Origin of the sequence: Pseudooctadecabacter sp., from assembly GCF_020627745.1 — a bacterium.
Lineage (GTDB): Bacteria > Pseudomonadota > Alphaproteobacteria > Rhodobacterales > Rhodobacteraceae > Octadecabacter.
Genome location: NZ_JAHDGE010000048.1, coordinates 1 through 17,728, shown reverse-complemented (window position 1 = coordinate 17,728; position 17,728 = coordinate 1). Strand labels below are relative to the sequence as shown.

Annotated in this window: 16 protein-coding genes; 8 read left to right on the top strand and 8 right to left on the bottom strand. The window is 63.2% G+C overall.

Annotation, left to right across the window (positions count from 1 at the left end; translation table 11 throughout):
• The 5 genes from arfB to QZ653_RS13780 all read right to left on the bottom strand — a co-directional run.
• On the bottom strand, window positions 1-389 hold a 389-nt coding region (arfB, locus tag QZ653_RS13800), incomplete at its 3' end, for an alternative ribosome rescue aminoacyl-tRNA hydrolase ArfB (protein WP_296420886.1).
• 326 nt (window positions 390-715) lie between these two features.
• Window positions 716-1,351: a queuosine precursor transporter gene (locus tag QZ653_RS13795; protein WP_296420884.1), complete on the bottom strand. Its 636-nt coding sequence runs from the start codon at window positions 1,349-1,351 to the stop codon at window positions 716-718.
• A gap of 101 nt (window positions 1,352-1,452) precedes the next feature.
• Window positions 1,453-2,388 carry a penicillin-insensitive murein endopeptidase gene (gene mepA, locus QZ653_RS13790; RefSeq protein WP_296420882.1) on the bottom strand — a complete coding sequence of 312 codons (936 nt, stop codon included), beginning with the start codon at window positions 2,386-2,388 and terminating at the stop codon, window positions 1,453-1,455.
• Window positions 2,373-3,755, bottom strand: a complete 1,383-nt coding sequence (locus QZ653_RS13785; RefSeq protein ID WP_296420880.1) for an MFS transporter — start codon at window positions 3,753-3,755, stop codon at window positions 2,373-2,375. Before QZ653_RS13785 ends, mepA begins: the two co-directional genes overlap by 16 nt.
• Window positions 3,756-3,821: 66 nt before the next feature.
• The gene (locus QZ653_RS13780) at window positions 3,822-4,355 is read right to left on the bottom strand and encodes an acyl-CoA thioesterase (protein ID WP_296420877.1); all 534 of its coding nucleotides are present in this window, start codon (window positions 4,353-4,355) and stop codon (window positions 3,822-3,824) included.
• Between the two features lie 112 nt (window positions 4,356-4,467).
• Here QZ653_RS13780 and QZ653_RS13775 point away from each other — a divergent pair, with 112 nt between their 5' ends.
• The 3 genes from QZ653_RS13775 (at window position 4,468) to yaaA (ending at window position 7,770) form a co-directional block, all read left to right on the top strand.
• Window positions 4,468-4,755: a YggT family protein gene (locus QZ653_RS13775; protein ID WP_296420876.1), complete on the top strand. Its 288-nt coding sequence runs from the start codon at window positions 4,468-4,470 to the stop codon at window positions 4,753-4,755.
• A gap of 74 nt (window positions 4,756-4,829) precedes the next feature.
• Window positions 4,830-6,860, top strand: coding sequence for a DNA helicase RecQ (gene recQ / locus QZ653_RS13770; RefSeq protein WP_296420873.1), 2,031 nt, complete (start codon window positions 4,830-4,832; stop codon window positions 6,858-6,860).
• Window positions 6,861-6,984: 124 nt separating this feature from the next.
• Window positions 6,985-7,770 (top strand): peroxide stress protein YaaA, encoded by a 786-nt coding sequence (gene yaaA / locus QZ653_RS13765; protein ID WP_296420871.1) that lies wholly within the window; start codon window positions 6,985-6,987, stop codon window positions 7,768-7,770.
• On the opposite strand, the gene QZ653_RS13760 is transcribed toward yaaA, so the two are convergent.
• Window positions 7,767-8,942, bottom strand: a complete 1,176-nt coding sequence (locus QZ653_RS13760) for an acetyl-CoA C-acyltransferase family protein (protein WP_296420869.1) — start codon at window positions 8,940-8,942, stop codon at window positions 7,767-7,769. The genes yaaA and QZ653_RS13760 overlap by 4 nt on opposite strands.
• A 153-nt stretch (window positions 8,943-9,095) precedes the next feature.
• On the opposite strand from QZ653_RS13760, the gene QZ653_RS13755 reads away from it, so the two are divergent.
• The 4 genes from QZ653_RS13755 to selD are packed head-to-tail and all read left to right on the top strand — an operon-like array spanning window position 9,096 to window position 15,350.
• Window positions 9,096-9,752, top strand: coding sequence for an ABC transporter ATP-binding protein (locus QZ653_RS13755; RefSeq protein WP_296420868.1), 657 nt, complete (start codon window positions 9,096-9,098; stop codon window positions 9,750-9,752).
• Window positions 9,749-12,133, top strand: coding sequence for an ABC transporter permease (locus tag QZ653_RS13750; RefSeq protein WP_296420867.1), 2,385 nt, complete (start codon window positions 9,749-9,751; stop codon window positions 12,131-12,133). Before QZ653_RS13755 ends, QZ653_RS13750 begins: the two co-directional genes overlap by 4 nt.
• A complete protein-coding gene (locus tag QZ653_RS13745) occupies window positions 12,123-13,160 on the top strand; it encodes a lipocalin-like domain-containing protein (protein ID WP_296420865.1) in 1,038 nt (345 codons plus the stop codon). The genes QZ653_RS13750 and QZ653_RS13745 overlap by 11 nt, the downstream gene beginning before the upstream one ends.
• 57 nt (window positions 13,161-13,217) lie before the next feature.
• A complete protein-coding gene (gene selD / locus QZ653_RS13740) occupies window positions 13,218-15,350 on the top strand; it encodes a selenide, water dikinase SelD (RefSeq protein ID WP_296420862.1) in 2,133 nt (710 codons plus the stop codon).
• Here the strand turns inward: selD and mnmH are convergent.
• The gene (mnmH, locus tag QZ653_RS13735; RefSeq protein WP_296420860.1) at window positions 15,347-16,390 is read right to left on the bottom strand and encodes a tRNA 2-selenouridine(34) synthase MnmH; all 1,044 of its coding nucleotides are present in this window, start codon (window positions 16,388-16,390) and stop codon (window positions 15,347-15,349) included. The two genes, selD and mnmH, sit on opposite strands and share 4 nt — an antisense overlap.
• Before the next feature lie 82 nt (window positions 16,391-16,472).
• Here mnmH and QZ653_RS13730 point away from each other — a divergent pair, with 82 nt between their 5' ends.
• Window positions 16,473-16,955, top strand: a complete 483-nt coding sequence (locus QZ653_RS13730) for a GNAT family N-acetyltransferase (protein ID WP_296420858.1) — start codon at window positions 16,473-16,475, stop codon at window positions 16,953-16,955.
• Here the strand turns inward: QZ653_RS13730 and QZ653_RS13725 are convergent.
• Window positions 16,931-17,695, bottom strand: coding sequence for a metallophosphoesterase (locus tag QZ653_RS13725; RefSeq protein WP_296420856.1), 765 nt, complete (start codon window positions 17,693-17,695; stop codon window positions 16,931-16,933). The two genes, QZ653_RS13730 and QZ653_RS13725, sit on opposite strands and share 25 nt — an antisense overlap.
• Window positions 17,696-17,728: the final 33 nt, after the last annotated feature.

The following is a 17,728-nucleotide window of genomic DNA, read 5'->3' as shown; positions in this document are numbered from 1 at the left end:
ACCTCCCCCCGCTTCTTCTTCGCCTCGACCCGCTTGCGCTTCTGGTTCGCACTCACCCGCGTTTTCACCCGCCGTTTGGGCGCCACCAAGGCCGCGCGGATCAGTTCCGCCAGCCGCTCGCGCGCCAATTCGCGGTTACGCGCCTGCGACCGCGTGTCCTGCACAAACAGCACCAGCGCCCCGTCCGCGGTCCAGCGCCGCCCTGCCAGCCGCTTCAACCGCGCCTTCACCGGCCCCGCCAAGGCCGGCGACCGCGCCGCTTCAAATCGCAATTCCACCGCCGTCGCCACCTTGTTGACGTTCTGCCCGCCAGGCCCGCTCGCCCGCACGAACTGCTCCGTCAGCTCCCAGTCTTCAATCGTGATCTTGTCGTTGATGCGCAGTCCCATGTTCTTCTGATCCAAAAACTCCGGGGTGAGGCCGCAAGGCCGAGGGGCAGCGCCCCTTTACCACCCCGTCTGCCAAAGAAGAAGGCCGCGCTAGCGATGCGCGGCCTTCCGAAAGTTACGGAGGTGGGGTCGGTTAGGACCGGCTGCAATCAGCGCGCCACCTTTGGTTCTTCGTGCCCAAGGGCTGCCCTAGACACGCGCCTCCAAAGTTGTCCCGACACCTCTCTCCAAATGCTTTCTCGACACTGGATCACCTCCTTTCGTTGTTTCGCCTACAGACAGAAAAACACAACTTCTGGGGATCACCAAAGGAAAAATGCCGACATCTATGCGGTTTGTTGCAACCGCCCAACGATCAGGCGGAACGGGATCAGCGCGATCAAGGCAATGGCGATCTTCACACCCCAGTCTGCGACGGCCAACGTCACCCACAACGGGGCCTCCGGTCCGGTCAGCAGGAAGGGCACGCTGTCCCACGCCCAGCTGATCTCATCATCGGCGGATTTGCCGAACGACAGGGATGCGGAAAAGGCGATGGTGAAAAACAGCGCCGTGTCGATGGTCGACCCGATCAGGGTTGATGCCAGCGGCGCACGCCACCACGCGCCATCCCGCAGACGTTGAAAAATCGCCACGTCAATCAACTGCGCCACAAGGAATGCGGTCGCGGACCCGATGGCCACGCGCAGCGCCACCGCAGGAAATTCAAAACCGTCGCCTTGAATCATGATCCGGCTGCCGATCAGCGAACAGATGATGCCCACTACAAAGCCAATGAAAACAACCCGTCGCGCAGGTCCCGCGCCATAGACGCGGTTCATCACATCGGTCACCAGAAACGCGAGAGGGTAGGTAAAGGCACCCCATGTGAGCAATCCATCAAGAATCAAAAACTGCACAAGGATGTTGGACGCCACAACGACGGCGGCCATGGCGATTACGCCAGGAAGAAGTCTGTTCATATCAATAATCCGTTTTGACAAGGTAGTCGGACACTTGGCCCCGCACCACGCGAGACGCCGCGACGTATCCGGTCGCGGCGTGCCTTGTCAAACGGTTAATCTCAGTTGCTGTTGGCGACGCTCAGGCATTGTGCGGGCAGGCGCGCCATGGTCAGCGGGCCACGGCCCGGCGAAGGTGTTGCGTTGGGGTCCGGCGGGGGTGGGTTCAAAATCCGGTCCACCCAACCTTGCGCATCGGCACAGCCGTCACCGGGCGGGGGCGGGGCCTGATCCTCACAGGCGCGATCACCGGCAGGGCAGTTCAGACGCACGTGGAAATGGTAGTGATGCCCCCACCATGGCCGGATCTTGTTCAGCCATGACCGATCCCCGGTTTCCCAGTTGCACATGGCCACCTTTGCGCCGGGAAAGACGAAAATACGCGCCGTGCGCGGATCACTCGCCGCTTCGCGCAGCAGGCGCATGTGCTCTTCGGTCCAGCGGGAATTCGTGAACGCCCCACGTTCGCGGCGCATCGAAATCGACGACAGATCTTCGCGTTCCTGACGCGACAGGTTCAACCGGTCGGGCTGCAACATCCAGATGTCGATATCGAGGCCCGATTGATGCGACGCGTGACCCGTCAACATCGGCCCGCCGCGCGGCTGGCTCATGTCTCCGACATAAAGGCCCTCCCATCCGGGCAGGGTCGCGGCAAACCGGCTCAGGTCCTGGACGTAATCCACCGTCACCGGCTGCGCCCAGTTGCGGTTGCGCGACAGGCGCATGGCCTGCCATGTGGGGCCGGTTTCGGGCAGTTGCACCGCACCGGCCTGACACCCGCGGGCATAGCCGCCGATGGCCTCGGACCTTTGGTTCGAGGCGACGGGCAGATACCCGAAAACCTCCTTGGCGACGCGGTTGTCGCCCGCATTCTGCGCCGACACCGTCGCCGCAGGCCGCCCGTCGTCCACATCGCGCGTCACGTCATTGTTGCGACAGGCCCCCGTCACAGCCAAAGCCGCAATCAGGATGCCGGTTTTTACGAAACTGCCCATTCGTCTGCATCTCCTTGTGGTTTAACCCACCATAGCAAGACCAACCCAAGAAGGAATAGAAAGATCACCGGCAGGAAGCCAAGTTGCGGGCTGCCCGTCAGCCACGTGAACAGGGTTATCCCTGCGGGGGCCAGAAAGGCCGTGGCCTTGCCGGACAATGCGAACAGCCCAAAGGCCTCTGCCGGGCGGTCCGGGTGCGTGTGGCGCACCATCATCGACCGGCTGGCCGAATAGACGGCCCCGCCTGCGCCACCGATCACGGCCCCGCAGACGTAGAACACCGTGTCCGGTACGCTTGACCCGATGGGCAAGGCCACCCAGAACAGTTGTTCGCGCGACATAAAGATGATCGTGACGGACACCAGAATAAGGCACCACACGGCCACACGGATCACGGGTTTCGGCCCGAACCGTTTGTCCGCCAATCCGGCAATCCACGTGGTCACCGCCGCCGCAATCGCGGCCACGACACCGAAGACGCCGATCTGGGTCACGGACCAATCCAGCACCAGCGCCGCATAGACCCCGCCAAAGGCATAAAGCGCATTCAACGCATCGCGGTAAAACATCGACCCGAGTAGGAAATTCAGCAGGCTCTTGCGTTGGGCTACCGATTTGAGCGTGCCCCACAGATCGCCCGCAACTGCCTTGATGTCCGTCCGTTTGCCACCCGCATTCGGATCATCCCGCACCCACAGGAAAAACGGCACCATGAACAGGGCGAACCACGCAGCGATGAACGGCCCCACGAACCGCGTGCCCTCTTTCTCGTCAGGGTTCAGGCCAAACGCAGGTTCAAGCTCTACAAAAATCGTGCGCCCGTTGTCCTGTTCCACGAACAAAAGCAACATGATCGCCAGCGACACCACACCGCCCCAATAGCCAAAGGCCGCACCTGACCCGGAAATCCGCCCGACCTCATCCTTGGTCCCAAGGCTGGGCAGGATCGCGTTGATGAAATTCAGCGCCGATTCAGACGCCACAAAGCCCACGTAAAACAGCACAAGTACCAGAAACAGGTTCGTGCCATCGGGCTGCAACATCCACAGCGATGACGCCGCAAGCACGAACACCACCGAAAAGAACGCGATCCACGGGATCTTGCGCCCCGAATTGTCCGCAAAGGCCCCAAGGAACGGCGCGGTAAAAGCGATGAACAGCCCCGACACCGTCTGCCCACCCGACCACATCGCCTGCGCCTGCGCCTTGGCCGCGCCGCTGTCCATGCCGGAATTCAGGAAATATTCCGCCGCAACGGCGGCAAAATAGGGCCCGAAAATGAACGTCAGACCCAATGTATAAAACGGCTGCGACGCCCAATCGAACGCCATCCAACCCCAAATCCGTCTCTTCGATACCGCTGCCATATCCCTGCTCCCTTATTGGCAGGGATTAAGACAGGCAAAGCCGCGCTGTGGCAACGAAAAAGGGGCCTACAACTCCGGCGGCCAGATGCGCGTGGCCTCCGCGTCGATCCAGTTTTGCACCCACGGGGCCGGAACGGGGCGGGGCGTCGTGATCCCCAGTGCCCGGGTCACCTCCGCCGTGGGCACCGCGCGCCCGCCCTTGACCACCGCCGTGCGGAACAGAACATGGCTGGCACATTCGCCTGACCGCTTGAACATGCCCTGTTCGATGTAGACGAACCGGTCATCCCACGTGGCAATCTTGGTGCGCATTTCATAGCGCTCAAAGGGCGTGATCCGCTTGCGATACCGGATCGACGTGCCCGCCACCGCAAACCCCCACTTACGCTTTTTCAACAGCGCCCAAAGCCCCATCCGGACCGACGCCTGAAACCGCCCGAATTCGTACAGCGTCAAAATCCGCCCGTTGTTCATCTCAAGGAAAATATCGCAATCGCTGGGCCGCGCCCAGTGCTGCGACACATGCATCTCCAACGGGTCCATCGGGGGCAACCGACGCGACGCAAATAAAGTCCAGCCAAGGCGAAGAAATGGGTACATGCCGCTAACCTGCGTCAGGTGACGTGCGCGTCAACCCATAACGCTACGGAAAGTCATTGCCCTTTAACCCATCCGTGCTTACCTGCGGTGAAACGACCAAAGGACACCGCCCATGCAATCCCTGTTCCAGATTCTGATGATGGTCCTCGACCTCGTCTATTACATCATCATCGCGCATTTCATCATGTCGTGGCTGATCCAGTTTCAGGTGTTGAATGTGCGCCAGCAACTGGTCGGACAAATCTGGTACGGCCTCAGCCGCTTGCTGGAACCGATCTATGGCCCGATCCGGCGCATCCTGCCGCAAATGGGCGGGCTTGATCTGTCGCCGCTGGTCGCGCTTCTGGCCATTTCCGCCCTGCGCATCATTCTGATCAACAACTACGCCGCCTTCACCTGACTTGCACCGGACCCGCGCCTGTGATTCTTTAGCCGTTAACGAGCATTTAAGAACATCACAGGCAAGGTCCCCGCATGAGTGCTGCCACACTCCTCCGCGACGTCTTCGGCTTTGACGGTTTCCGTCCGGGCCAGCAAGATATTGTGCAGGCCGTCACCGATGGCAAAAACACCCTTGCGATCATGCCCACGGGTGGCGGAAAATCTCTATGTTTTCAACTGCCTGCACTTGTGCGCGACGGGGTCACCATCGTCATCTCACCCCTTATCGCACTCATGCGTGATCAGGTCCGCTTCCTGCGTGAAAACGGGGTTGAGGCCCATGCCCTGACCTCCGGCAACACCGAAGATGAAACAGACGCCGCCCATGCCGCCCTGCGCGCGGGCAGCTGCAAACTCCTCTACCTCGCGCCCGAACGGCTGGCGTCCAACGGCGCGCAACATATGCTGCGGCAAATCGGCGTCGGATTGATCGCCGTGGACGAGGCGCATTGCGTATCCCAATGGGGCCACGATTTCCGCCCGGACTATCTGCGCATCGGTGATCTGCGCCGGTCGCTGGACGTGCCACTGGCCGCCTTTACCGCGACGGCGGACGAAGAAACCCGCGCCGAGATCGTGCAGAAACTCTTCGACGGGCAGGCCCCCGAAACCTTCCTGCATGGCTTTGACCGCCCCAACATCCATCTGGCCTTCGCCGCCAAGGACGGACCGCGCGCGCAGATCCTGAACTTTGCCAAGGACCGCCGGGATCAGGCCGGCATTGTCTATTGCGGCACACGGGCAAAAACCGAAACACTGGCCAAAGCGCTGTCAGACGCAGGCCACACCACCTGCCACTACCACGGCGGCATGGACCCCGATGACCGCCGCGCGGTCGAACGGCGGTTTCAACAGGAAGACGGGCTGATCGTTTGCGCCACAGTCGCCTTTGGCATGGGAATAGACAAACCCGACATCCGTTGGGTCGCCCATGCCGATCTGCCCAAATCCATCGAAAGCTATTATCAGGAAATCGGCCGCGCTGGCCGCGACGGCGCACCGGCCGAAACCCTGACCCTTTTCGGCCCCGACGACATCCGATACCGCCGCCAACAAATCGACGAAGGTTTGGCCCCACCTGAACGCCGCGCCGCCGATCATGGGCGTCTCAACGCGCTTTTGGGTCTGGCCGAGGCGCTCGTCTGCCGCCGTCAAAACCTTCTGTCCTACTTTGGCGAAACCCCCGACACCTGCGGCCATTGTGATCTGTGCGACAAACCCGCCGATGTCTTCGACGGCACCCAACCTGTGCGCATGGCCCTGTCCGCCGCCTTGCGCACCGACGAACGGTTCGGCGCGGGGCACCTCATCGACATCGTCATGGGCAACCTCAACGACAAGGTCCGTCAGTGGAACCACGACCAGCTGCCCACCTTCGGCGTGGGCCGCGAATATTCCCGCGTCCAATGGCAGGCGATTTTCCGGCAGATGATGGGCCACGATCTGATGCGCCCCGACGCCGAACGCCACGGCGCGCTGCGCATGACAGACCACGCCCGCCCCATCCTGCGCGGTGAGGCCACGATCCAGCTGCGCCGCGACACGATCAAGGCCGCCAAATCCGGCCCAAAGGTCAAACAAATGGTCAGCGAAGAGGACGCGCCCCTTCTCTCCGCGCTCAAGGCGAAACGCCGGTTTTTTGCCGAACAGGCAGGCGGCCCCGCCTACATCATCTTCAACGACCGGACCCTGATCGAAATGGCCGAAACGCGGCCCCGCACCCTCGACGATATGGCGCGCATCGGCGGCGTCGGGGCCAAAAAGCTCGACAAATACGGCGCGGCCTTTCTTGAGGTGATCAATGGCGAGGCCGAGGCGCTGCACCCCGCACGCCAGAAACTCGCCGGTCGCACCGAAGGCACGCTTTATGATCAACTGCTTGAGGCACAGGCCGATCTGGCCCGCGGCCCCGAAGGCACCGACAAACCGCTGTCGTGTTCTGCCGCGCAGCTGGCCAAGGTCGCCAGCCAGAAACCCCGCGACACAGCCGCCCTTGAACGGCTGATCGGCGCGAAATACGCCGAACGTTTCGGCCCCGCCTTCATGGACATCCTGCACGCCTAGGACAGACCACCAGCCACACGTTTGCCAAACGCAAACCATACGCCCGTTCGGGCCGTTTACTTCCCCTCAATTGCATCTACCTTGCCACCACACACCACCGGCAAAACCGACCCGAGGATCGCCCATGCTCACCGTCATCTCGCCCGCCAAATCCCTTGATTGGGACCCTGTCGATATCGTTGCCACGCAGCCTGAATTTCAGGCGGATGCGGTGCGGCTGGCAAAGACCTCGCGCAACCTGACGCTGGGCGCGTTGAAGGACCTCATGTCAATCTCCGATGACCTTGCGCGCCTGAACCGTGACAGGTTCAGGGCCTTTCAGGATGACCCGACGGATGACATCACCAAACCTGCGGCTTTCGCATTTAATGGTGATACATATCAAGGGCTTGAAGCGAAGACGCTGACCGAAGAGGACCTGAATTATGCGCAGAAACATCTGCGTATCCTCAGCGGTCTTTACGGTCTTCTGCGGCCTCTGGACGCGATCCAACCCTACCGGTTGGAAATGGGCAGCCGCCTGAAAACCCGGCGCGGCACGTCTCTTTACGACTACTGGGGCGACACATTGGCCAAAGCGTTGAACACTTTGGGGCAGGACCAGCAGACGGAATATCTCGTCAACTGTGCGTCGCAGGAATACTTTGGTGCAGCGGATCGTAAGGCGTTGAAATTGCAGGTCATTACCCCCGTCTTTATGGAGGTGAAGGACCAAAAACCGCGCATCGTCAGCTTCTTTGCCAAACGCGCCCGCGGCGCCATGGCGCGCTTCATCATCGAAAATCAGGCCACACAGGTCAGTGACCTGCATGATTTCAACGCCGGCGGCTACACCTTCGCACCTGACCTCAGCGACGGCACGCGAAAGCTCACCTTCATCCGTGATTATCCCGACACGACAAAGGCTTAGATGCGCTCGATCGCCAGCGCGATACCCTGACCACCACCAATACACATGGTGATCAGCGCGCGTGTGCCGCCCGTCCGCTCCAGCTCATACATCGCCTTGACGGTGATGATCGCACCCGTCGCCCCCACCGGATGGCCCAGCGCAATCGCGCCCCCGTTGGGGTTCACACGGGCCGGGTCCAACTCCAGTTCAGCGTTTACGGCCAGCGCCTGTGCCGCGAAGGCTTCGTTGCTTTCGATCACATCGAAATCGCCAACCGAAAGCCCTGTTTTCGTCAGCAGGTTCTGCACGGCAGGCACCGGCCCAATGCCCATAACCTCGGGCCGCACACCCGCGTGGGCATACCCCAGAACGCGGAACTTAGGCGTCAGCCCAGCTGCCTCGGCGGCCTCGGCGCGCGCCAAGACGACCGCCGCCGCCCCGTCGTTGATCCCCGATGCGTTCCCCGCCGTGACAGTCCCGTCTTTCTGAAACACCGGTCGCAAACCCGCGAGGGTGTCCGCCGTCGTCGCCTTGGGGTGTTCGTCCACCTTGAACTCAACCATCTCACGTCGGTGCTTAACCATAATCGGCACGATCTGATCGTCAAAATACCCCGCCTCGATCGCCGCCGCAGCGCGGTCTTGCGATGTCACGGCAAAGGCGTCCTGCGCCTCACGGGTGACGCCATGTTCGGCGGCCACGTTCTCGGCTGTCACCCCCATGTGGCCCGTGCCAAAGGGGCAGTTCAGCGCCCCCAGCATCATGTCCTTGGCGCCCACATCGCCCATCTTCGCACCCCAGCGTGCATCGGGAAGAATGAACGGGGACCGGCTCATATTCTCAGCCCCGCCAGCCAGACCAAACTCCGCATCCCCCAACATAAGCGATTGAATAACCGACACAATCGCTTGCACGCCGGACCCGCACAGCCGGTTCACATTCATCGCAGGCACGCTGTCCGGCACACCCGCCCCCATAGCCGCCACGCGGCTCAGGTACATATCGCGCGGTTCGGTGTTGATCACATGACCAAAGACCACATGGCCGATCTGCTCGGGCGCTACCCCGCCCCGTTCCAGCGCAGCGGCGCTGACGGCCGTGCCCAGATCAATGGGCGTCGTCCCGGCGAGGGATCCGCCAAATGTGCCAATGGCGGTGCGTGCGCCGGACAGAATGACGATGTCGGACATGGGGGGCCTCCTGTTAACCAATATCCCACCCTAGACCCGCACCGCACGCTGCCCCAAGCCTGACGTCGCGGCGAAACACCGCGTACCGACCCCTTTTTCTATTCTCGGGTCCCGCTAGATAGTTGGCAAGCCCGCACAAAAACGGACAACCCCATGCTTCTTACCGTCACCGACCTGACCAAAACCTATCCCGGACCGGACGGTGACATCACAGTCCTGAACGGCATCAGCATGTCCATGGGCGCAGGCGAAACCCTCGCTCTGACCGGCGAATCCGGCAGCGGCAAAAGCACGCTTTTGCATCTGGTGGGGGGGCTGGATCAGCCGGATGGCGGCACGGTTGAAATCGACGGGACGGACATAGGGGGCCTTGACGATGCGGGCCGTGCCGCCGTACGGCGCGACAGTGTCGGCGTTATCTTTCAACAGTTTAACCTGATCCCCTCCCTTACCGTGGCCTCAAATATCGCGTTTCAGGCGCGTCTGGCCGGACGCGAGGATCGTGCGTGGAATGATAGTCTGGCAAACCGCATGGGCCTGACCGCGCAGTTGACCAAATACCCTGAACAGCTGTCAGGCGGTCAACAACAACGGGTGGCCATTGCGCGCACGCTGGCGGCCAAACCGAAACTGGTGCTGGCCGACGAACCCACCGGCAATCTGGATGAGGCGACAGCGGACAACGTCATGTCGCTGATGCTTGAACTGGTGGCAGAAACCAATGCGGCATTGCTGATGGTCACACATTCCGAACGGCTGGCCGCGCGGATGGGCCGCCGACTGCACCTGCGCGCAGGTCAGGTGGCATGACCCGCACGGGCCTTTTGGCGCTGCTGTCGCACTGGCGGCGCAACCCGATGCAGCTGTTCACGCTGATTGTGGGGCTGTCCCTGGCGACAGCCCTGTGGTCCGGCGTGCAGGCCGTGAACGCCGAGGCCCGCGCCTCCTATGATGCGGCGGCCGAGACCTTGGGCGAAGGCCAGTTCGCGCAGATCACCCACCCCAGCGGCACCATTGATCAGGCCACCTACGTGGCCCTGCGCCGCGCCGGATGGCAGGTCAGCCCCGTGACCGAAGGCCGTCTGGATGGCATCCGCCTGATTGGCCTCGATGTGTTGACCGCCCCCGGCGGGCTTGGCCCCGTAGACCTCAGCAACGGGGATCTGACGGTTGAGGTGATGTTGAACGGCGTGTTGTTCGCCACCCAAGACACGCTTGACCGTCTGCCGCCCGTCGATGTCACCACCCGCGCCGCCCCCGATGTGGCCCCCGGCGTGATCCTGACCGACGTGGGCACAGCGCAACGTCTGCTGGGTCTTGACGGACAGCTCAGCCGCCTGATCGTGGCCCCGATCCAGCCCGTCACCCAGCCACCGCTGGCCGACATCGCCCCCGACCTCACCTTGCGTCCGCCGCAGGCCGGATCGGATGTGGCGCGGCTGACGGACAGTTTTCACCTGAACCTTACAGCCTTCGGGTTGCTGTCGTTTGCGGTGGGCATTTTCATCGTCCAAGGCGCCATCGGGCTGGCGTTCGAACAACGCCGCCCCGTGATCCGCACCCTGCGGGCGCTGGGGTTTCCCCTGCGCCGGCTGGTCGCCCTGATCGCGGCGGAGCTGTTGGTGCTGTCGGTCATCGCGGGGGCCATCGGCGTCGGGCTGGGCTATATCGTCGCCGCTGCCTTGCTGCCGGACGTCGCGGCCACCCTGTCGGGCCTTTATGGCGCATCGGTGTCGGGCACCTTGCAACTGCGGCCCGAATGGTGGCTGTCGGGGCTGGCGATTGCAGTGGGCGGCACCGGCCTTGCGGCCTCCGCATCGCTTTGGAAACTGGCGCGGATGCCGCTGCTGGCCTCGGCCCGACCGCGTGCTTGGGCGATGCAGGCGGGACGCGGCCGCATCTGGCAGGCGGTGGCGGCGGTGGCATTGCTGGCCTTGGCAGGCCTGCTGGCGTGGGCCGCCGACGGGTTGGTGGCTGGTTTCGGAATGCTGGCCGCATTGCTGATCGGCGCGGCACTGGCGCTACCCCTGATCCTTGACCGTGTGCTGGCCTTCGGGGCCTCCCGCGCGCGGTCGGTCATGGCGGAATGGTTCTGGGCCGACACCCGCCAACAGCTGCCCGGTCTGTCGCTGGCGCTGATGGCGCTGCTGCTGGCCATGGCGGCAAATGTGGGCGTGTCGACCATGGTCAGTTCCTTCCGCCTGACGTTCACCGGCTTTCTGGATCAACGGCTGGCATCCGAATTCTACGTCTACGCGGACGATGCCGAACAGGCCGCCGCCCTGCGCGAATACCTTGCCCCCCGCGTTGACAAAATCCTGCCCATCCAATCGGCCAATCAGGACATCCGCGATATCCCGTCCGAGGTGTTCGGCCCCACCCCACACGCCACCTACCGCGACAACTGGCTGTTCCTGCAATCCGCCCCAGACGCTTGGCCTCGGATCGAGGCAGGGGAGGGCACAGCGATCAATGAACAACTCGCCCGTCGTGCCGACATCGCCATCGGCGACACCGTCACCATCGGCGGCACCGCGTTTGAGGTGCTGGGCATCTACGGCGATTATGGCAACCCCATCGGGCAGGCCCTCATCACCGAAGCCACGTTCGAGGCGCTGTTCCCCGATATCACCCCCCTGCGCTTCGGCGTCCGTATGGACCCCGCCGATGTCACGCCCCTGTCCATCGCCCTGCGCGATGACTTCGGTCTGGCGGAGGCGAACATGATCAATCAGGCAGGCATCAAGGCGTTCTCGTTGGAGGTCTTCGACCGCACCTTCACCGTCACCGGCGCTCTTAACGTGCTGACCCTTGCCGTGGCGGGATTTGCCATTCTCATGAGCCTCCTGACCCTCGCCACCATGCGCCTGCCACAGCTCGCCCCCGTCTGGGCACAGGGGCTGACGCGCGCGCGACTGGGGCGGGTCGAAATCCTGCGTGCCGTGTTGCTGGCCTTGCTCACGGCGGCGCTGGCCCTGCCGCTGGGTCTGGCGCTGGCATGGACATTGCTGGCCGTCGTGAATGTTGAGGCGTTTGGCTGGCGTCTGCCGATGTTTCTCTTTCCGTGGGACTACGCGCGGCTGGCGGTCTTTGCCGTACTGGCGGCCGTTCTGGCCGCGCTCTGGCCCGCCCGCAAACTGGCCCGCACACGGCCTGCCGATCTGCTCAAGGTGTTTTCCAATGAACGCTAGACTCCTCGCTTTCCTTCTCTTGATCCCCTCGTTGTTGTCCGCCCAAGGCTTCGCAGGCCTTGGCACCGCGACGGAGGATTTCGCCACGCCCCAACGCCCCGCGATCTTCGACTTTCCTAAAGACCACGGCCCGCACCCCGATTACCGCATCGAATGGTGGTATCTGACGGCGAACCTGCAGGATGCCGACGGCACAGACTACGGCCTGCAATGGACGCTGTTCCGCACCGCGCTGGCACCGGGGCAGGGCGACGGCTGGTCCTCACCGCAACTCTGGATGGGCCATGCCGCCGTGACCACGCCCGATGCGCATTTTGTCACCGAACGCCTGTCGCGCGGGGGCATCGGACAGGCCGGGGTCACGCCCGATCCGTTTGAGGCATGGATCGACGACTGGCAGTTGGCCGGCCCCGATTTCGACACCCTGACGATGACCGCCAGCGGTCCCGATTTTGCCTACGACATGGCCCTGACCGCCCAAGGCCCTTTGGTGTTTCATGGCGACGACGGCTATTCCGTCAAATCCGCCGAAGGTCAGGCCAGTTATTACTATTCGCAACCGTTCTACGATATCGAAGGTACGTTGGCCCTGCCCACCGGCGACGTGGCCGTAACGGGGCAGGCTTGGCTGGACCGCGAATGGTCCTCCCAACCCCTGTCCGAGGATCAGACCGGTTGGGATTGGTTTTCCCTGTCACTGGGGGACGGCAAACTGATGGGGTTCCGCCTGCGCCAAACGGACGGAACCCACTACACCGCTGCCACGTGGATCACGCCAGAGGGTCAGACGACCCCCTATCCCGACGGCGCATTTCAGGCGGAACCGCTGGCGACCACGGACGTGGACGGGCGCGATGTGCCGACCCGCTGGCAGGTGCGCCTGCCCGATCGTGGGGTCGATGTGACAGTGGATGCGATCAACCCACAGGCATGGATGGACACCTCCGTGCCCTATTGGGAAGGGCCGGTGACCATCACCGGCAGCCACACCGGACGCGGCTATCTGGAAATGACCGGTTACGACTGACACATCCGTGATTTGGAATGTATCGCCATGGCGCGCGCAAGCCGCTATTGGGGGCATATGAAACAACAGATCCCCTTCACCCGTGACCTTGTCCTGATCGGCGGCGGCCACACCCATGCGCTGGTGTTGCGATCGTGGGGGATGAACCCGCTGCCCGGCGTGCGCCTGACGGTCATCAATCCCGGCCCCACGGCGCCTTATTCGGGGATGTTGCCGGGCTTTGTCGCAGGGCATTACACGCGGGATGAATTGGACATTGATCTGGTGAAACTGGCGCGGTTCGCAGGCGCGCGGTTGATCAACGGCAGGGCGGTGACGATGGACCCTGCGGCCAAGACGATCACCGTGCCAAACCGTCCTCCGGTGGCCTATGACGTGGCCGCGATTGACGTGGGCATCACGTCCGAAATGCCGCGTTTGCCCGGCTTTGCCCATCACGGCATCCCCGCCAAACCCCTTGGCACGTTCGCAACCCGCTGGGACGCCTTCCGCGCGACGGCCAAACAGCCCAAAGTCGCTGTCATCGGCGGCGGCGTTGCGGGGGCAGAGCTTGCCATGGCCATGGCCCACGCCCTGCGCGACCGCACGCCCGAAGTGTCGCTGATCGACCGTGGCCGTGTCCTCGATGGATTCAACCCGCCTGCCCGCAGCCGCTTGATGGCCGCGCTGTCCGAACTGGGCGTGACCTGTGTTGAGGACGCGGACGTGATCGAAGTGGTGGCCCACGGCGTGTGTCTGGCCGATGGGCGCACCATCGCGTCCGAATTCACCACCGGCGCGGCCGGTGCGCGGCCCCACGACTGGATCGCGGACATCGGGTTGGACTTGCATGACGGGTTCCTGACCGTCGGCCCGACCCTGCAAACCTCCGACCCTGATGTCTTTGCCGTGGGCGATTGCGCCCACCTCAGCCACGATCCGCGGCCCAAGGCAGGCGTCTTCGCGGTGCGTGAGGCCCCGTACCTTTACGACAATCTGCGCGCGCGGCTGTCAGACAGGCCGCTGCGGGCGTTCAGGCCGCAAAAGGACTACCTCAAACTGATTTCTCTGGGCGGTAAGACTGCGCTGGCGGAAAAGCTGGGCACGGCCCGCCGTGGCAAACTGCTGTGGCGCTGGAAAGACCGGATCGACCGCACGTTCATGACCCAGTTTGACGATCTGCCGCAGATGGAAACCGACCTGCCCCTGCGCACCGCCACCGGCGTGGCTGAGGCGCTGGGCAACGCGCCCCTCTGCGGCGGCTGTGGTGCCAAGGTCGGGCGCAATGCGTTGCGATCGGCGCTGGGTCAGCTGCCCGCAACTACGCGCACGGACGTAACCACGCTGCCCGGCGACGATGCGGCCTTGCTGACCGTGGGGGGGCAGCGTCAGGTCCTCACCACCGATCATCTAAGCGCCGTAACGGACGATCCTGTCATCATGGCGCGTATTGCGACGGTCCACGCGCTGGGCGACATCTGGGCCATGGGGGCCGCCCCGCAGGCCGCAACGCTCACCCTGATCCTGCCGCGCATGACCGCCGACCTTCAGGCCCGCACGGTCGCTGAAATCACGTCGACCGTGGCAGAGTCATTGGGGGATGCCGGTGCCGCGCTGGTGGGCGGGCACACGACCATGGGCGATAGCCTCACCATCGGGCTCAGCATCACGGGGCTGTGCGACACGAACCCGATCACGCTTGCCGGGGCAAAGCCGGGGGATGCGCTGATCCTGACCAAACCCCTCGGGTCCGGCACGATCATGGCCGCTGAAATGCGCCGCCTTGCACGCGGGGCTGATGTTATGGCCTGTCTGAAGGCCATGCAGCACCCCCAAGGCGACGCTGCAGCGGCCTTGCAGGCGGCGCACGCCATGACGGATGTGACGGGCTTTGGCCTTGCCGGTCATCTGGCGGGGATGTGCACAGCCTCCGGTGTGGGGGCTGTGGTGCGGTTGAAAGACGTACCCCTGATGCAAGGCGCGCTTGATCTGGCAAAGCATGGCGTGCGGTCCAGCCTTTATCCAGACAATCGCCAGATTGAAGGGGTATTCGCACCGGACACGGCACGCGCGGCACTGATGTTTGATCCGCAAACGGGGGGCGGGTTGCTGGCCGCTGTGCCCCCTGATGTGGCGACTCATCTGCGGCCAACGGACGGTTTTCATCGGATCGGAGAGATCACGGACACCACCGGCGTCACGTTCGCCTAACCCAAGGTGGCTGCAATATCCTCGGCCAGTCGCTGACGGGACGTCTGCGACAGGTCCGCAACCTCGAACCGGTGCAGAACCTGCGGATCGTGGCGCGCCCGCGCGGCGCGGTAGGACGGATCGTAATGATCCTCCATCAGGGCTGCGGCCAACCCCTCCACATCATCCTGCGCCAACAGGTCCAGCCAGTGGTCGACCCGTTTGCCGCGGTGTCTTCGCAAGATGTTCAGCTTGGCGGCAAAGGTTGCCTGATCCGCAACCATATCGCGGTAGGCCTCCGCCAGAAAAGCCGCCCGTGCTGCCAATGGCGCGTCAATCGTGATGCGAGGTGCACCTTTCATCGCGGCCCACAGGGTCGGCGGAATGATCCTGTCCCCGACCTTGCTGCTTTCCGCCTCGATAAGGGTGGGTCGGTCTGGGTCAAGCGATGCAAGGGCGCAGGCCACCCGCGTTTCAAAGGCTTTTTGCGCCGGTTGCCCGCCCGCCTGTTCGCCCAGAAGCGACCCGCGATGGTTGGCCAGACCCTCAAGATCAATCACCTGCACGCCAAGCTTTGCCAAGCGCAGCAAAACATCTGTTTTGCCGGTGCCGGTGTTGCCATCCAGCAGGATCAGCCGATGGGATACCGGCGCGTCATAGGCGACCCCATGCACCAGCCCGCGAAACGTCTGATAGCCGCCCGTCACCACATCCGCACGCCATCCGATCTGTTGCAGGATTGACGCAAACGATCCGGACCGTTGCCCGCCGCGCCAGCAGTAGACCAAAGGCCGCCAGCCGCCGTCCTTGTCGGCCAAAGGCCCCTGCAGATGGGCCGCCACATTGCGCGCCACAAGCGCAGCCCCGATCTTGCGCGCCTTGAACGGGTCGTCCTGCACATAGATCGTCCCGACCTCCGCCCGTTCCGCATTGCTTAGCGCGGGCAGGTTGAGGGCACCGGGCACATGGTCTTCGGCAAATTCTGCAGGCGAGCGCACGTCGATGACCGTGTCATACCCGTGGTCCAGCATTCCGCCCAATGTATCAAAACTCACGCCCATGGGGGATGCTTAGCGGACGCAGGGCAGCGCCACCACCGGTAAAGGTCTTTCGCCGGATGTCATCACCCCCTAGCATCGGGCCATGCAGATCGTTCCGCTGACATATCCCGCCGATGCCGCGCGTGTCCGCCGCGTGTTCGATGCGGCGGCGGATTATGTCATGCTGGAAAACGGACATCCGCCGACGGATGCGACCATCGCGGAATTCTTCACCGATCGTCCCCCCACCGTGCCGCTTGAGAACACGCATCATCTGGGGATGGAGATGGACGGGCGGCTGGTCGGGGTGGCCGGCTTTCTGTTCGGCTTTCCCGATCCAACCGATTGCTACATCGGCCTTATGATCTTCGACCCCGCGCATCGCGGTTGTGGCCTGGGCACCCGCACGGTCAACCACATCAAACAGACCGCCAGCGCCCGCGGGGCGACCCGTCTTTTGATCGCCGTGCTGGACGAAAACCCCAAAGGTCGCGCCTTTTGGGAGGGGCAGGGGTTTGCCCACCTCAAGACATTCGCGCCGACGTCAGACAGGCACATCCGTCACCGGTTGGGGTTCAACCTCTGAGGAGACAGCAGCGTGCGGCCCGTTTCATCCAGCGTGTACCAGATGCCGTCCTCCAGCACCGCAGGCACCAGCGTGCGGCCATAGCCTGCCCCGCTGTCGAGGTTGATGCGGTTGCCCAGATGTTCCGGGAAATCCAGCGCGGTGTGGCCGTGAACCACCATAATGCCGTGATCATCCTCGTTATCAATCCAGCCTTCACGGATCCAGACAAGATCTTCTTCGGTCTGGTCTTTCATCGCGACATCGGGGCGGATGCCGGCATGGACAAAAAGATGCCCCGCTGCGTGGTGATAGCGCGGCCCGTTGGCGATCCAGTCCAGATGCGCCTGCGGGACGGCCTGTTGTAACATGGGTTGCAGCCAGCTGCGATCAGCGTCGGTGACCGGGTCTATCCCGTCCGGGATAGACAGGTCGGGCCGATAGGACATGGTTGTCGTGTTGCCGCCCAGCCGGTGGTGCAGCCACCCTTTGCCGGATTTGATCATCCGGTCCTGCCAGATGCCACTGGTGACAAACCGCCAGAACATCAGGTCATGATTGCCGATCAGACAGGTCCAGGGCCGCCCTGCGGCCTGTCCATCCATAAGGCGTTGAATGACGCCTTTGCCGTCCGGGCCGCGGTCCACGTAGTCGCCCAGGAAGACGACAGGGGCCTCCTGGCCCCCGTCCTTTTCGATCAGCTTCAAAGCGCGATCCAACTGATCGGTGAAGCCGTGAATATCGCCAACTGCATATAACATAAGGGCTGTTTATGCGCCTGCGGCGGGCGGGGG

Coding starts and splice junctions, on each gene's coding strand:
- QZ653_RS13745 (WP_296420865.1), top strand. CDS start 12,123: ATGAACGCTAGACTCCTCGCTTTCCTTCTCTTGATCCCCTCGTTGTTG.
- QZ653_RS13730 (WP_296420858.1), top strand. CDS start 16,473: ATGCAGATCGTTCCGCTGACATATCCCGCCGATGCCGCGCGTGTCCGC.
- QZ653_RS13750 (WP_296420867.1), top strand. CDS start 9,749: ATGACCCGCACGGGCCTTTTGGCGCTGCTGTCGCACTGGCGGCGCAAC.
- selD (WP_296420862.1), top strand. CDS start 13,218: ATGAAACAACAGATCCCCTTCACCCGTGACCTTGTCCTGATCGGCGGC.
- recQ (WP_296420873.1), top strand. CDS start 4,830: ATGAGTGCTGCCACACTCCTCCGCGACGTCTTCGGCTTTGACGGTTTC.
- QZ653_RS13760 (WP_296420869.1), bottom strand. CDS start 8,942: ATGTCCGACATCGTCATTCTGTCCGGCGCACGCACCGCCATTGGCACA.
- QZ653_RS13785 (WP_296420880.1), bottom strand. CDS start 3,755: ATGGCAGCGGTATCGAAGAGACGGATTTGGGGTTGGATGGCGTTCGAT.
- mnmH (WP_296420860.1), bottom strand. CDS start 16,390: ATGGGCGTGAGTTTTGATACATTGGGCGGAATGCTGGACCACGGGTAT.
- QZ653_RS13795 (WP_296420884.1), bottom strand. CDS start 1,351: ATGAACAGACTTCTTCCTGGCGTAATCGCCATGGCCGCCGTCGTTGTG.
- QZ653_RS13755 (WP_296420868.1), top strand. CDS start 9,096: ATGCTTCTTACCGTCACCGACCTGACCAAAACCTATCCCGGACCGGAC.
- mepA (WP_296420882.1), bottom strand. CDS start 2,388: ATGGGCAGTTTCGTAAAAACCGGCATCCTGATTGCGGCTTTGGCTGTG.
- QZ653_RS13780 (WP_296420877.1), bottom strand. CDS start 4,355: ATGTACCCATTTCTTCGCCTTGGCTGGACTTTATTTGCGTCGCGTCGG.
- yaaA (WP_296420871.1), top strand. CDS start 6,985: ATGCTCACCGTCATCTCGCCCGCCAAATCCCTTGATTGGGACCCTGTC.
- QZ653_RS13775 (WP_296420876.1), top strand. CDS start 4,468: ATGCAATCCCTGTTCCAGATTCTGATGATGGTCCTCGACCTCGTCTAT.
- QZ653_RS13725 (WP_296420856.1), bottom strand. CDS start 17,695: ATGTTATATGCAGTTGGCGATATTCACGGCTTCACCGATCAGTTGGAT.